We start from the raw sequence: 16,825 nt of genomic DNA on the forward strand, positions 1-16,825 counted from the left end.
TTTCAATATAAATAAATTCTATTTTTTTAGATTTTTATACCAAATCCAAACTGAAACGTTGTGTTTTGAGCTTCAGCATCAGTTAAATCTTCATCAAGAATATTTGTTAATCCGTAGTGTACACGAGCATCAATAAATAGCTCGTCTGTAATCATATACTCAACACCTCCAACACCAGAAAAGGTAAATGTTGCAAAACCATCTTGGTTTTTCCACGTTTTTAAACTTACCATAGGTCCAGCTCCAATAGTAAATTTATTTCCTATAGCAAAGCGAGCCATAATTGGTAATTGAATATAATCAGCTCTTAAATCTTCGTCTTTACCACCTTCAGCAGAATACTGCAATTCGGTTAATAATGAAAAATTATCACTAATTCCAAAATCAACAAAACCACCAAAAGCAAAACCATTTCGGTGTTTGTTTTCAAAATCGGCATCTGGATCAAAATCTAAATTTGAAATATTTAAAGCTCCTCTAACACCATAACTAGTGCCTTGAGCAAATGATAGTGTGGTAATACTAACAAATAGTAATGTAAGGATAAGTGTTCTCATTGTTATAATATTTAATTTCAAATCATCTCAATCACTATAATTGAGCATCTTCAAAATGATGTTATATAATATAAAACAGCATAGATTTGAGATTGCTAATATATAAGTAAAATTGAAATTAAGAAATAAATAATAGACATCACGTAAAAAAAGAGGTTAAACCGTCTTGCTTTTAGAGGTCTACACTAGAGACTGTTTCGTAGTAAATACTTTTAATAATACCATCTGAGAGCCCTATTTTTGGGACATAAATATCTTTTGCTCCACTCCATTTCATCGCAGAAAGATAAATTCTCGTTGCAGGAATAATCACATCTGCTCGATCTTGATTTAGGTCTAATTCGGTAATACGCTCTTCGTATGAATAAGTTTGTAATTTATTATAATAGGACGTTAAATAAAAATAGGTCAAGGGTTTGCCCATAGACTTACCTGAAATTTTGAATATTTTATTGATGTTTCCGCCAGAACCAATCAAATCAATAGTATCGTAACGTTTTGTGTTTGTTTTAATCCATTCTTCAAGCTCAAGCCATGTTCCTTTTTTTACTATATCGTTTAAAAGTCTAACTGTACCAATTTTAAACGATTTTGACGCTACTGTTTTTCCGAGATGAAAAATAGAAAACTCAGTACTTCCTCCACCAACATCAACATATAAGTAAGTTTTATCTTCTTTGATATAAGAATGTAAATCTGTGGCAGCTATAATTGCAGCTTCTTCTTCTCCTTCAATAATATCAATATCTATGTTTGCTTTTTTTGAAATAAGTTTAGCCATTTCTTTGCCATTATCGGCTTCACGCATTGCTGATGTAGCACAGGCTTTATATTTAACTATTTTGTGTGATTTCATTAATAGTTTGAATGCAGTCATCGTATCGAGCATTCTCACTTTATTTTCTTCAGATATTACTCCATTTAAGAACACATCAGCACCAAGACGAATAGGAACACGCACCAATGATGTTTTTTTGAACTTTACAGGTTGGTCTTTTTGTTCAACAATACTAGAAATTAAAAGTCTTACAGCATTTGAACCAATATCAATCGCTGCATATTTTTTTATGTTTAACATGGTTAGGAATTCAGTTTTTCTTTAAAGTAATCGTAAAGTGCAAATTGCGATCTCACTTTAGGATTATCATTTCGTCGGTATTGATTACTTTGTGTTTCATCAATTACTCTAGCTTTGACATTATCTTTCCAACAAATATCGAAAATATTTAACAACTCTTCTTTGATATCGTCTTGATAAATTGGACAGCTCACTTCTACTCTATTTTCAATATTTCTCGTCATCCAATCTGCTGAAGAAATAAAGACTTTATTGTCGTTATCGTTACAAAACACATACAACCTTGTATGTTCTAAAAATTTATCAACAATACTAATCACTTCAATATTTTCGCTCATCCCTTTAACGCCAGGGATTAGACAACAAATACCTCTTACAATCATTTGAATTTTCACACCTGCTCGACTCGCTTCGTAAAGTTTATCGATCATATTATAGCTAGAAATACTATTGAGTTTAAGTTTTATAAAAGCTGGTTTTCCTTGTTTTACGTTTTCAATCTCATTATCGATTAAAGCAAATAGTTTTGGTTTGGTATAATGAGGAGACGTTATAATGTGTTTATACCTGTAAACTAAATAATTGGTTTGAAGAAAGTTAAATACTTTATTAGCATCTTTTAATAGTTTAGAGTTTGAAGTAAATAAGGTGAAATCGGTATATACTTTTGCAGTAGCTTCGTTAAAATTACCAGTACTAATAAATCCGTAACGCTTTAATTTATTATGCTCTTCACGTTCAATAACACACATTTTACTGTGTACTTTTAAGCCATCTATGCCAAAAAGAAGATTAACCCCTTCAGCTTGCATTTGCTCAGCATAATCGATATTAGCTTGTTCATCAAACCTTGCACGCAGTTCAATTACAACAGTAACTCTTTTTCCGTTTTTGGCAGCATTTATTAATGAGCTTGCCACATGTGAAATTTGAGCTAGTCTATATATCGTAATTTTAATTGCCTTTACTTTTGGATCTAAAGCTGCTTCTCGTAAAAATTTTACAACATAAGAAAAGGTTTGATAAGGCGTATGAAGTAAATAATCTTTTTGTGATATTGTTGAAAAGATACTGCTTTGAAGGCTCAACCCTTTAATTTTTAAAGGCCGAATTTTATCATACATAAGATCTGTTCTTCCTAAACTAGGAAAATCCATATAATCTCTTCTGTTGTGATATCGACCACCTGGAATAACACTATCTTTAGAGTCGATACCCATTTTTGACATTAAATACTCTAAAGTTTCTTCGTCTATTGTTTTATCGTACACAAACCTTACTGGATCTCCAATTTGCCTATGCTTAACGCTTTCAGATATTTTTTCAATAAAACTCTTACTTAAATCACTATCAAAATCCAATTCACCATCTCTGGTTATTTTAATCATATTTGCCGAAATGGATTTATAATTGAAGATGTTAAAAATATCATCCATACAATATCTTAACAAATCATCTAATATAATGATGTAATTATCATCTCCTTTTTTTGGCAAAACCACAAAACGATCTATGGTCTTTGGAATCTCAATTAAAGCATACTGCTTATCATTATTATCTAAAACCATCTTAACAGCTAAATATGCTGCACTGTCTTTTAATAAAGGAAGCTCTACTAAATCATTTAATATAATGGTTACTAGCGCTGGACTAACATTTTGAATAAAATACTCTTTAATAAAGGCATGTTGAGAATCATCGATTTGAGTTTCATTAATAATATGAATATTATTGTCTTCAAGTTTATTTTGAATCTTACTCAAAATTTCCAAACTATAACTTTGTTGCTTAATTACGATATCTGTAATAATTTCTAGAAGCTCACCTGCTTTTACACCTCCAAGTTGGCTCTTACCTCCTTTTCCAGCTTCATCAATACGCTTAACAGTAGCATATCGCACTTTAAAAAACTCATCGAGATTGTTAGAAAATATACCTAAAAACCGAAGTCTTTCGATAAGAGGAACACTTTCGTCTTCGGCTTCTTGCAATACTCTTTCATTAAACTTAAGCCAGCTTAGCTCTCTATTAATGTAGCTGTTTTTTTCTTTTACCATTATTTTAAATCTCTTGGAAAAATTGTAAGTTTTGTAATTCCTTTTTCAATATTTTGCCATGAATTGACATCAAAATTTATAAGAACCAAACCACATGTTGGAAGGTTATCAATAAATTGGTCACCAAATATATTACAAATAGATGTGAAGGCATGATTATGACCAAAAATCATAACCTTTTCATAACGATTATCTAATTGCTTTAAAAACCGAATGACATTCTGACCTCCAAAATCATATAATTGATCTTCAATTTGAAGCAAATCGTGTTCATATTGAAGATTAGTAATAAAAATCTTACAAGTTGACAGTGCTCTTTTAGCTGGACTAGAAAAAATTTTATCAGGTAAAAAAGTTGATTTTTTTAAGGCTTCAGAAACTAATTCGGCATCTTTTAAACCTCTCTGTTTTAGTGGTCTATCTGCATCACTAACATCATATTTCCATGATGACTTAGCATGTCTAATAAGTAGTATTTCTTTCATAGTTGTTCGATAAAGTGCAACATTTTATCGATAAAATGTTGCATAATTCCGTTTTAACGATTATTTTCGTCCCTTTAACATTTAAATTTGTTAACCTGTTTGGTTATCATTTGTTTTGTTTAATTAATATAAAGTATAAATGACCCCAAATCAAAAATACATTAATAAATCCATTTTCGTGGTATTTCGTACCATCGTCCTTCCCTCAAAATATACTAGACGTTTAATTAAGTATTTTGTACTTAAGTGAAGTCTTGATATATCATTAAGTTTATTTAACATCGCTAAGCGAACACATAAAATTTGAATTAAATTTTAAACTATGAAATTAATAGTAACTTTCATTACAGCATGTCTTGCTGCTGTAACATTATCAAAATCAAATGAAGAACTAACAACTTCTAATGATTGTAGTGCACAACTAATTGTTGAAAAAGATAGAAGTTTCAAAACTGCAGATGAAGAAGGAGCTCAGTTCGTATTAGTGCTAACAAATACATCTAAAGACGTTAAAGCTTTTACTTTGTCTTCAAAAAAATCATCTAAGCCTTGTCGTAATAATGCACAATATAATAGAGGCAATAGCTCTAAAAATATTGAATTAGATGTTTCCTTTCAAAATAATAACTTAAATAGAAATAACACTAAAAAAACATCAAACAATGATGTTTTATTAAAAAGTGGTGAATCATACAAATTCATAGTTAATGTAAAAGTTCCTAAAGGAACTCAATTTAACGTATGGAGTTGTATAGACGTTGAAGTTAAATCTAAAGACTGCGAATCTACATTAGACACTAAAACCTTAAGTGTGTTTGTTGCAGATCCTTCTGAAGGATAATATTTGATTAATAAGTAAAAGAACAGGTTTTAAAGAAAAAATCGATGAGAAATAAATTACAATTTCAAAAAAGAAATGCTTTAAATATAACTAAGTTTATATTTGCTTTGCCGTTTCTGTTTTCAATTAATGTTCTATCAGGACAACAAGTTATCATTGATAAGGATATAAAAGAAAACGCAGCTGTTTGCAATCAATTTGATGTAACTCTAGAAATCATAGGTAAACCACCTAAAAGTCCTCAAGAGGTCGTTTTAATTATTGATAGATCAGGAAGTATGGATGATGGTCCAGTTCCTGAACCAATAGATTATGCTCAAGATGCTGCTATCGATTTCGTTAATAACTTTTTCTTACCAGCAAATAATCCTACAAATCTAAACAAAATTGCTATTGTTAGTTTTAGTAGTTCAGCTTCATTAGATATAGGACTTACTGATAGTAGTGGACAAACTGCTATTATCAATACCATTAATGGTATTACCACTGGAGGATGGACCAACACTCAAGCTGGTATTATTGCTGCAGATAACGAATTAACCAATAATGGTACATTTGATTGTGCTACACAACGTAGTATTATACTTCTTTCTGATGGTGTTGCAACGTATAGAAATGGAAGTTATTCTTCTTGTAGTTCTACGACATCTGGAACAGCTTGTCAAACTGCTGCTATTAATGCTGGTATTAATGCTCAAACAACTGTTGTAGCTGGAGAAACTTATAATCAAAGTATTTTTACAATTGGTTTAGTTGGAGCTATTAGCGGAACGGAACAAAACATTGCTTTAAGCACACTTGATGATATCCAAAATTCTGGTGCGTTTTCAACTGAAAATAATGCTGATTTATCTAATATATATGATACAATTTTAGGTCAATTGGTTCCAGCAGCAACACAGTTGCCTGGTCAAGCTCTTGTAGACGACACCATTGCTAATGGTTTTTCTATTGTACCTGGAAGTATTACGACAAGTAAAGGAACTACCACATATAATGATCCTTTGCTATCATGGTTTGTAGATGATTTATTTGAAGAAACTATAACCTTAACGTATACCATTGAACCCGATAATTCATCAGTATGCGGATCACAAACCTCAGGTAATACAGTTATCAATTATGAAGATGCCATGTGTCAAAACATATCTAGAGTATTTGATAATCCAGAATTTTGTGTGCCATGTCCAGAAATAACACCAAGTATTTCTAGAATTGGATGTACAGATTCAATTAGTTATTCTGCTACTTTAGATCAAAATGGCTGTACTTCTTCAGGAGATACTTTCTTTTGGTCATTTTATTTAAATGGTTATATAATTGGGACTTCAAACTCTATAAACGGAACATTTAATTATACAGGTAGCGACCCTTTTCAAGGTAACCTTACTGCCAATATAACATATACTGGAACATTTGGTGCAACATGTACTTTACCTAATATTACTAATGAAGTAGAAATTGTTATTCCTAACGTTCTTGAAGCTTCTTCATCTATTACAGATGTTCTTTGCTATGATGGTGCTTCTGGTGCAATTGATGTAACTGTTACTGGTGGAACTCCTCCTTACACCTATTTATGGAATAATGGTGAAACTACCCAAGATTTATCAGATATTGAAGCTGGTAACTACTCCGTTACAATTAGTGATGCATCTGGATGTAACATTATTGTTAGTGATAATGAAGTTACTCAACCAACTCAATTAACAGTAGGTGTAACATCTACAACTAATGCAGATTGTGCTGGAAACACTACTGGTGAATTAACAGTTGAAGCTTCAGAAGGTACTCCTCCATACACATACTCTATTGATGGTGGAAATACTTATCAATCTTCTGGTACATTTTCAGATCTATCTCAAGGCACTTATATTATTAGTGTTTTAGATGATAATGGATGTTCTGTTACAACTGGTAATATCATTATTGAAAATGATGACACTGAAAATCCCGAAATTACTGCTCCAGATGATTATACAATTGAAGGATGTAGTGTTTCAGATATTACAGGTCTAACTTATAACGAAACAACTACAACAATAACTTTAGCTCAACTGGAAAATGCATTAGATGGCAATGGAACAGCTTCAGATGTTGATGGTACTATTGCTTCTATTACCTATGCTGATATTAGCTCTGGAACTTGTACCATTACAGTAACTAGAACATTTACTGTTACTGATGATTGTGGAAATTCTGCATCAGACACACAAATTATTACAATTGAAGACACTACTGCTCCAATATTAACGCTTCCTGCAAATATTACAGTTGAGTGTACTGAAAATACTAGTCCATCTACTACCAGAAATGCAACTGCAACTGATAACTGTAGTAATGTAACCGTTACATTCACTGATAGCGCTGTTGCTGGTTGTGGTAACACAGAAACGATTACGAGAACATGGACTGCTACTGATGAGTGTGGAAACTCTATTTCTGAAGATCAAATTATTACAGTAGTTGATACAAATGCTCCTATTTTAACAATTCCTGCTAATGAAACTGTAGAATGTACCGAAAGTACAAACCCTTCAGAAACAGGAACTGCAACTGCTACAGATACTTGTGGTAATGTGACTGTAACCTTTGCTGATACTTCTGTTGCTGGTTGTGGTAACACAGAAACTATTACAAGAACATGGACTGCTACTGATGAGTGTGGTAACACTACTTCTGAAGATCAAATCATTACGGTTGAAGATAATACTCCACCTACATTAACATTGCCTTCAAATGCTACTGTTGAATGTACGCAAAGTACTGATCCATCTGTTACTGGAAGTGCGACAGCTTCTGATTCTTGTGGAACTGCTACAGTAACGTTTACTGATACTTCTGTTGCTGGATGTGGTAATACTGAAACAATTACTAGAACATGGACTGCTACTGATGCTTGTGGAAATTCAATCTCTGATACGCAAACCATTACTGTGGAAGATAATATTGCACCAAATTTATCAGCTTGTACAATTGAAAACACAGTTTTAGAATGTACAGATACTAATAATGAATCCCTTGCTGATGCTTGGAATGCCACCAATATTGCTGCGCTTGAAGCTTGTGCTACTGATACTTGTGACACCGATTTTACTGGTCAAGTGACTTCTGACTATGACTTTAATAATTTAAACATTACCTGTGGTCCTTGTGGTACATTAAATGTAACCTATACCATTACTGACGATTGTGGAAATACGTCTTCGCTTACTGCAACATTAACGTTTGATGATGGAACTATTCCAGATTTATCTAACTGTTCAGTGACTGATGGAACGATTGAATGTTCGGGTACTGATAATCAGACTTTAGCTAACGATTGGAATGCAGCGAACATTACTGCTCTTGAAAATTGTGCTGATGATCTTGGTGTGACTGTAACTTCTGATTATAGTTATAATAATCTAAGCTCTACTTGTGGGCAAGGTGGTACTATTGCTGTGGTTTATACCATTACTGATGATTGTGGGAACGCAACTACACTTAATGCGACTCTTACGCTTGAAGATACATCAGCTCCTGATCTGTCTAACTGTTCTGTAACCGATGGAACCATTGAATGTTCGGGTACTGATAATGAGTCTCTAGCTAACGATTGGAATGCAGCTAATATTGCTGCACTTGAATCTTGTGTAGCTGATACTTGTGATACAGATTTTACTGGTCAAATCACTTCTGACTATGACTTTAACAATTTAAGCTCTACTTGTGGGCAAGGTGGTACTATTGCTGTGGTTTATACCATTACTGATGATTGTGGGAATGCAACTACGCTTAATGCTACATTGACACTTGAAGATACGTCTGCACCTGATTTAACGAACTGTTCGGTAACCGATGGAACCATTGAATGTTCGGGTACTGATAATGAGTCTCTAGCTAACGATTGGAATGCGGCTAACATTGCTGCGCTTGAATCTTGTGTGGCTGATACTTGTGATACTGATTTTACGGGTCAGATTACTTCTGACTATAACTTTAATAACTTAAGTTCTACTTGTGGTCAAGGTGGTACGATTGCTGTAGTTTATACCATTACTGATGATTGTGGGAATGCGACGACACTTAATGCTACTTTAACGCTTGAAGATACATCAGCTCCTGATCTGTCTAATTGTTCTGTAACCGATGGAACCATTGAATGTTCGGGTACTGATAATCAGACTTTAGCTAACGATTGGAATGCGGCTAATATTGCTGCACTTGAAAATTGTGTGGCTGATACTTGTGATACGGACTTTACGGGTCAAATCACTTCTGATTATGATTTTAATAACCTAAGCTCTACGTGTGGTCAAGGTGGTACAATTGCTGTGGTCTATACCATTACTGATGATTGTGGAAATGCAACAACACTTAATGCTACTTTAACGCTTGAAGATACTTCGGCTCCTGATCTATCAAACTGTTCTGTGACTGATGGAACCATTGAATGTTCGGGTACTGATAATGAGTCTCTAGCTAACGATTGGAATGCGGCTAACATTGCTGCTCTTGAATCTTGTGTGGCTGATACTTGTGATACGGACTTTACTGGTCAAATCACTTCTGACTATGACTTTAACAATTTAAGCTCTACTTGTGGTCAAGGTGGTACGATTGCTGTAGTTTATACCATTACTGATGATTGTGGAAACACAACTACACTTAATGCGACTTTAACGCTTGAAGATACTTCGGCTCCTGATCTGTCTAATTGTACTGTTGAAAATACAGTTTTAGAATGTTCTGATACAGAAAATGAAGCTTTAGCTGATGCTTGGAATACTGCTAATATTGCTGCACTTGAATCTTGTGTGGCTGATACTTGTGACACCGATTTTACTGGTCAAGTGACTTCAGATTATGACTTTAATAATCTAAATACAACTTGTGGTCCTTGTGGTACATTAAATGTAACTTATACCATTACTGATGATTGTGGAAACTCTACAACGCTTACAGCTACATTAACGTTTGATGATGGAACTATTCCAGATTTATCAAACTGTTCAGTAACTGATGAATCTATTGAATGTTCTGGTGCTGATAATGAGTCTCTAGCTAATGATTGGAATGCTGCTAACATTACTGCGCTTGAAAATTGCGCTGATGATCTTGGTGTGACTGTAACTTCTGATTACAACTTTAATAACCTAAGTTCTACTTGTGGACAAGGTGGTACAATTCCTGTAGTTTACACCATTACTGATGATTGTGGAAACGCAACTACACTTAATGCTACTCTTACGCTTGAAGATACTTCGGCTCCTGATCTGTCTAATTGTTCGGTAACCGATGGAACGATTGAATGTTCAGGTACTGATAATCAGACTTTAGCTAACGATTGGAATGCGGCTAACATTGCTGTTCTTGAATCTTGTGTGGCTGATACTTGTGATACGGACTTTACGGGTCAAATCACTTCTGACTATAACTTTAACAATTTAAGCTCTTCTTGTGGGCAAGGTGGTACGATTGCTGTAGTTTACACCATTACTGATGATTGTGGAAACACAACTACACTTAATGCAACTCTTACGCTTGAAGATACGTCTGCGCCTGATTTATCTAACTGTTCTGTGACTGATGGAACCATTGAATGTTCGGGTACTGATAACCAGACTTTAGCTAACGATTGGAATGCGGCTAATATTGTTGCTCTTGAATCTTGTGTAGCTGATACTTGTGATACGGACTTTACTGGTCAGATCACTTCAGACTATAACTTTAATAACTTAAGCTCTACTTGTGGTCAAGGTGGTACAATTGCTGTAGTTTACACCATCACTGATGATTGTGGGAATGCGACAACGCTTAATGCTACTCTTACGCTTGAAGATACGTCTGCGCCTGATTTATCTAACTGTTCTGTGACTGATGGAACCATTGAATGTTCGGGTACTGATAACCAGACTTTAGCTAACGATTGGAATGCGGCTAATATTGTTGCTCTTGAATCTTGTGTAGCTGATACTTGTGATACGGACTTTACTGGTCAGATCACTTCAGACTATAACTTTAATAACTTAAGCTCTACTTGTGGTCAAGGTGGTACAATTGCTGTAGTTTACACCATCACTGATGATTGTGGGAATGCGACAACGCTTAATGCTACTCTTACGCTTGAAGATACGTCTGCTCCTGATCTGTCTAACTGTTCGGTAACAGATGGAACAATTGAATGTTCGGGTACTGATAATGAGTCTCTAGCTAACGATTGGAATGCGGCGAACATTGCTGCACTTGAAAATTGTGTGGCTGATACTTGTGATACGGACTTTACTGGTCAAATCACTTCTGATTACAACTTTAATAACCTAAGCTCTACGTGTGGTCAAGGTGGTACAATTGCTATCATTTATACCATTACTGATGATTGTGGGAACGCATCTACACTTAATGCGACTCTTACGCTTGAAGATACGTCTGCTCCTGATCTATCAAACTGTTTGGTAACAGATGGAACGATTGAATGTTCGGGTACTGATAATGAGTCTCTAGCTAACGATTGGAATGCTGCCAACATAACAGCTCTTGAAAATTGTGTGGCTGATACTTGTGATACGGATTTTACTGGTCAAATCACTTCTGACTATAACTTTAATAACTTAAGCTCTACTTGTGGTCAAGGTGGTACAATTGCTGTAGTTTATACCATTACTGATGATTGTGGAAACGCAACTACACTTAATGCAACTCTTACGCTTGAAGATACGTCTGCGCCTAATCTGTCTAACTGTTCTGTGGAAAACACTGTACTAGAGTGTTCTGATACTGAAAACGAATCGCTTGCTGATGCTTGGAATGCAGCTAACATTGCTGCGCTTGAAGCTTGTGCTGCAGATACTTGTGACACCGATTTTACTGGTCAAGTGACTTCTGACTATGACTTTAACAATTTAAATACAACTTGTGGTCCTTGTGGTACATTAAATGTAACTTATACCATTACTGATGATTGTGGAAATACAACTTCATTCACAACGACATTAACATTTGATGATGGAACAATTCCAGATTTATCTAACTGTTCAGTAACTGATGAATCTATTGAATGTTCTGGTGCTGATAATGAGTCTCTAGCTAACGATTGGAATGCTGCCAACATAACAGCTCTTGAAAATTGTGCTGATGATCTTGGTGTGACTGTAACTTCTGATTATAGTTATAATAATCTAAGCTCTACATGTGGACAAGGTGGTACAATTGCTGTCGTCTATACCATCACTGATGATTGTGGAAATGCGACAACGCTTAATGCGACTCTTACGCTTGAAGATACCTCTGCTCCAGATCTGTCTAATTGTTCGGTAACCGATGGAACCATTGAATGTTCGGGTACTGATAATCAGACTTTAGCTAACGATTGGAATGCGGCTAATATTGTTACGCTTGAATCTTGTGTGGCTGATACTTGTGATACGGACTTTACGGGTCAGATTACTTCAGATTACAACTTTAATAACTTAAGCTCTACTTGTGGTCAAGGTGGTACAATTGCTGTAGTTTATACCATTACTGATGATTGTGGAAATGCGACAACGCTTAATGCTACTCTTACGCTTGAAGATACCTCTGCTCCTGATCTGTCAAATTGTTCTGTAACGGATGGAACGATTGAATGTTCGGGTACTGATAATGAGTCTCTAGCTAACGATTGGAATGCGGCTAACATTGCTGCGCTTGAAAATTGTGTGGCTGATACTTGTGATACAGATTTTACTGGTCAAATCACTTCTGATTATGATTTTAATAACCTAAGCTCTACGTGTGGTCAAGGTGGTACAATTGCTGTAGTTTACACCATTACTGATGATTGTGGAAATGCAACAACACTTAATGCTACTTTAACGCTTGAAGACACCTCTGCGCCTGATCTGTCTAACTGTTCTGTAACGGATAGTACGATTGAATGTTCTGGTACTGATAATGAGTCTTTAGCTAACGATTGGAATGCGGCTAATATTGCTACTCTTGAAAATTGTGTGGCTGATACTTGTGATACGGATTTTACTGGTCAAATCACTTCTGACTATAACTTTAATAACTTAAGCTCTACTTGTGGTCAAGGTGGTACTATTGCTGTGGTTTATACCATTACTGATGATTGTGGGAATGCGACAACGCTTAATGCTACTTTAACGCTTGAAGATACTTTGGCTCCTGATCTGTCTAATTGTACTGTTGAAAATACAGTTTTAGAATGTTCTGATACAGAAAATGAAGCTTTAGCTGATGCTTGGAATGCGGCTAACATTGCTGCACTTGAAGCTTGTGCTGCTGATACTTGTGACACCGATTTTACTGGTCAAGTGACTTCAGATTATGACTTTAATAACCTAAATACAACTTGTGGCCCTTGTGGAACACTAAATGTAACTTATACTATTACTGATGATTGTGGGAATGCTACAACACTTAATGCAACATTGACATTTGATGATGGAACTATTCCAGATTTATCTAACTGTTCTGTAACCGATGAATCTATCGAATGTGATGGTGATAATAATGAAACACTTGCTAACGATTGGAATGCCGCTAATATTACTGCGCTTGAAAATTGTGCTGATGATCTTGGTATTACAGTAACATCTGATTATTCTTTTGCAAATCTTGTTTCTACTTGTGGTCTTGCAGGAACAATCGCAGTTGAATACACTATCACTGATGATTGTGGGAATGCTACAACTCTGAATGCAACATTGACTATTGAAGATACTTCTGCACCAATCTTTACTGCTCCTGATAACATTACTATTGAATGTGATCAAGATGCAACGGACTTAACGTTAACTGGTGATGTCACTGATGAAAATGATGCTTGCTCTGAAACTCTTGAAGCAACCTACACAGATAGTGTAACTCAAGGTGACTGTGCTAACGAATCTATCATTACAAGAACTTGGACTTTAGTTGATGAGTGTGGAAATGAAACTTCTTTAAATCAAACTATTACTGTTGAAGATACTACTGCGCCAACATTTACTGCTCCTGATAACATTACTATTGAATGCGATCAAGATGCAACCGACTTAACGTTAACTGGTGATGTCACTGATGAAGCTGATAACTGCTCTTCGAATCTAGAGGCTACTTATACAGATAGTGTTGCTGATGGCAATTGTGCGAATGAATCTATCATTACAAGAACTTGGACTTTAGTTGATGAGTGTGGCAATGAAACTTCTTTAAATCAAACTATTACTGTTGAAGATACGTCTGCGCCAACATTTACTGCTCCTGATAACATTACTATTGAATGCGATCAAGATGCAACCGACTTAACGTTAACTGGTGATGTCACTGATGAAGCTGATAACTGCTCTTCAAATCTAGAGGCTACTTATACAGATAGTGTTGCTCAAGGCGATTGTGCGAATGAGTCAATTATTACAAGAACTTGGACTCTTGTTGATGAGTGTGGCAATGAAACCTCTTTAAATCAAACTATTACTGTTGAAGACACTACTGCACCAACATTTACTGCTCCTGATAACATCACTATTGAATGTGATCAAGATCCAACTGACTTAGCGTTAACTGGAGATGTGACTGACGAAACTGATAACTGTTCCACAGGTCTTGAAGCTACTTTTACTGACAATAGTGAAGGAAGTGATTGTGCAAATGAATCAATTATTACTAGAACTTGGACTCTTGTTGATGAGTGTGGTAATGAAACTTCTTTAAATCAAATTATTACTGTTGAAGATACTACTGCACCAACGTTTACTGTACCAGATAATATTACTATTGATTGTAATCAAGATTCAAATGACTTTACAATTACTGGAGATGTGACTGACGAAGCCGATAATTGCTCTACTGGATTGGATGCAACATTCACTGATTTTATCGCTCAAGGTGATTGCCCTAATGAATTAGTAATTACAAGGGTATGGAGACTAGAAGATGATTGTCTTAATGCTACAACATTAGATCAAATAATTACTATTACTGATAATATTGCGCCAACATTTACTGCGCCTGAAAACATTACTATTGAATGTGATCAAGATGCAACCGACTTAATGTTAACTGGTGATGTCATTGATGAAGCTGATAACTGCTCTTCGAATCTAGAGGCTACTTATACCGATAGTGTTGCTCAAGGTGATTGTGCGAATGAGTCAATTATTACTAGAACATGGACTTTAGTTGATGAATGTGGAAATGAAACTTCTTTAAATCAAACCATTTCTATTGAAGATAATGCTGCGCCAACGTTTACAGTACCTGAAGATATTACCATTGAATGTCATCAAGATTATACAGATTTATCTATAACTGGAGATGTTACAGATGAAAATGACAACTGTAATACGAATTTAGAAGCAACTTATTCTGATAATATAAGTAATGGTATTTGTGCTAATGCTTCAGTAATAATTAGAACTTGGACATTGATTGATGATTGTGGAAATACAACAACAAACACACAAGTTATTAATGTAACTGACACAATAGGTCCTTCATTCACAGCTCCTGTAGATCTTACAGTACAATGTGATCAGGATGTCAATGACTTAACAATCACTGGAGATGTTACTGATGAAACTGACAACTGTGATACGAATTTAGAGGCTACTTATACAGATAGTATCGTAAATGGTTCTTGTACTAATGAATATGAAATAATTAGAATATGGGAAGTAACAGATTCATGTAATAATTCATATAATGCTACACAAATCATTAATGTTGTAGATACGACAAACCCAACATTCACTGTTCCTGATAACATTACTATTGAATGTGATCAAGATCCTAATGACTTAACTTTAACTGGTGACGTCACTGATGAAGCGGATAACTGTTCTACTGGATTAGAGGCAACCTATACTGATATAATAGAACCTGGTATTTGTGCAAACGATTCAATTATTAGAAGAACATGGAGGTTAGTTGACGAATGTGGAAATACAACAGATATAGAACAAGTAATATCTGTAGAAGACACTACAGCTCCCGTAATGACCTCAGATTTTGAAGAAATCATTAATGTAGTTTGTAATGACATCCCAGACATTCCAAGTCCTGAATTTCAAGATGCTTGTTCTAGCAATATGTCTGTCATAGCTCCAGATCCAAGTAACGAAGTTATCATTGATATCGATGCTGATAACTATCAAATTATTAGAACTTGGACTGTTACTGATGAGTGTATGAACTCTAATGATTATGTGCAAACCATTAACGTAACTGTACAAAGCCAAGTTGATGCTGTAGACACTGAATTATGTATCATTGAAGACTTTAACTTTGATTTATTTGATTTACTATCGGGTAATTTTGATACTGATGGAGTATGGACTGTTACTCAAGGCGATGCTATTTTAGATGGCAGCTTATTCAATCCTTCATCATTATTAGATGCTAATGATGATTATACAGATTTTGACTTAGGTGATTATGTATTTACATATTCAGTTGGTGGCATTTGTCCAAGTCAAACTGATGTTACTATAACAATTAATGATGATTGTGTTGTTTTACCATGTGGAGAAGACGATGTTATTGTTTCTAAAGCTGTAACACCTTCAGTCTTAGATGGTGTAAATGATGTATTTGCTGTAACAGGAATTGAAGACTGTGGTTTTGTTATAGACCTACAAATCTTTAATCGTTGGGGAGCAAAAATATATGATAACTCAAACTATCAAAACGATTGGAATGGTCAAGCTTCAGGAGCTTCTGTAGGAAATTCTGGATTTGTCCCAACTGGAACATATTATTATATTATAAAATTAAAAGGTAGCACCGGTGATTTAGAATTAAAACCAATCACTGGACCAATCTACGTATCAACAAACTAAATC

General features: G+C 34.8%; 6 protein-coding genes. 2 read left to right on the forward strand and 4 right to left on the reverse strand.

All coding sequences use genetic code 11. The features are described 5' to 3' along the window. Positions 1-26: 26 nt before the first annotated feature. The 4 genes from ACP15M_RS02400 to ACP15M_RS02415 all read right to left on the reverse strand — a co-directional run bounded on the left by ACP15M_RS02400 (position 27) and on the right by ACP15M_RS02415 (position 4,177). Positions 27-557: a porin family protein gene (locus tag ACP15M_RS02400; protein WP_425075572.1), complete on the reverse strand. Its 531-nt coding sequence runs from the start codon at positions 555-557 to the stop codon at positions 27-29. Positions 558-729: 172 nt separating this feature from the next. Next, entirely contained in the window at positions 730-1,635 is a 906-nt protein-coding gene (locus ACP15M_RS02405; RefSeq protein WP_425075573.1) for a Ppx/GppA phosphatase family protein, read from the reverse strand. A 2-nt stretch (positions 1,636-1,637) separates the two neighbouring features. Next, positions 1,638-3,692, reverse strand: a complete 2,055-nt coding sequence (ppk1, locus tag ACP15M_RS02410; protein ID WP_425075574.1) for a polyphosphate kinase 1 — start codon at positions 3,690-3,692, stop codon at positions 1,638-1,640. Then, the gene (locus tag ACP15M_RS02415; protein WP_425075575.1) at positions 3,692-4,177 is read right to left on the reverse strand and encodes a SixA phosphatase family protein; all 486 of its coding nucleotides are present in this window, start codon (positions 4,175-4,177) and stop codon (positions 3,692-3,694) included. Before ACP15M_RS02415 ends, ppk1 begins: the two co-directional genes overlap by 1 nt. Before the next feature lie 322 nt (positions 4,178-4,499). Between ACP15M_RS02415 and ACP15M_RS02420 the strand changes: the two genes are divergently transcribed. Beyond that, complete coding sequence (locus ACP15M_RS02420) at positions 4,500-5,018, forward strand: hypothetical protein (RefSeq protein WP_425075576.1); 519 nt, start codon at positions 4,500-4,502, stop codon at positions 5,016-5,018. A gap of 44 nt (positions 5,019-5,062) precedes the next feature. Further along, the gene (locus ACP15M_RS02425; protein ID WP_425075577.1) at positions 5,063-16,822 is read left to right on the forward strand and encodes a gliding motility-associated C-terminal domain-containing protein; all 11,760 of its coding nucleotides are present in this window, start codon (positions 5,063-5,065) and stop codon (positions 16,820-16,822) included. Positions 16,823-16,825 lie beyond the last annotated feature (3 nt).

Source organism: Psychroserpens sp. S379A (genome assembly GCF_049800755.1).
Classification (GTDB): domain Bacteria; phylum Bacteroidota; class Bacteroidia; order Flavobacteriales; family Flavobacteriaceae; genus Psychroserpens.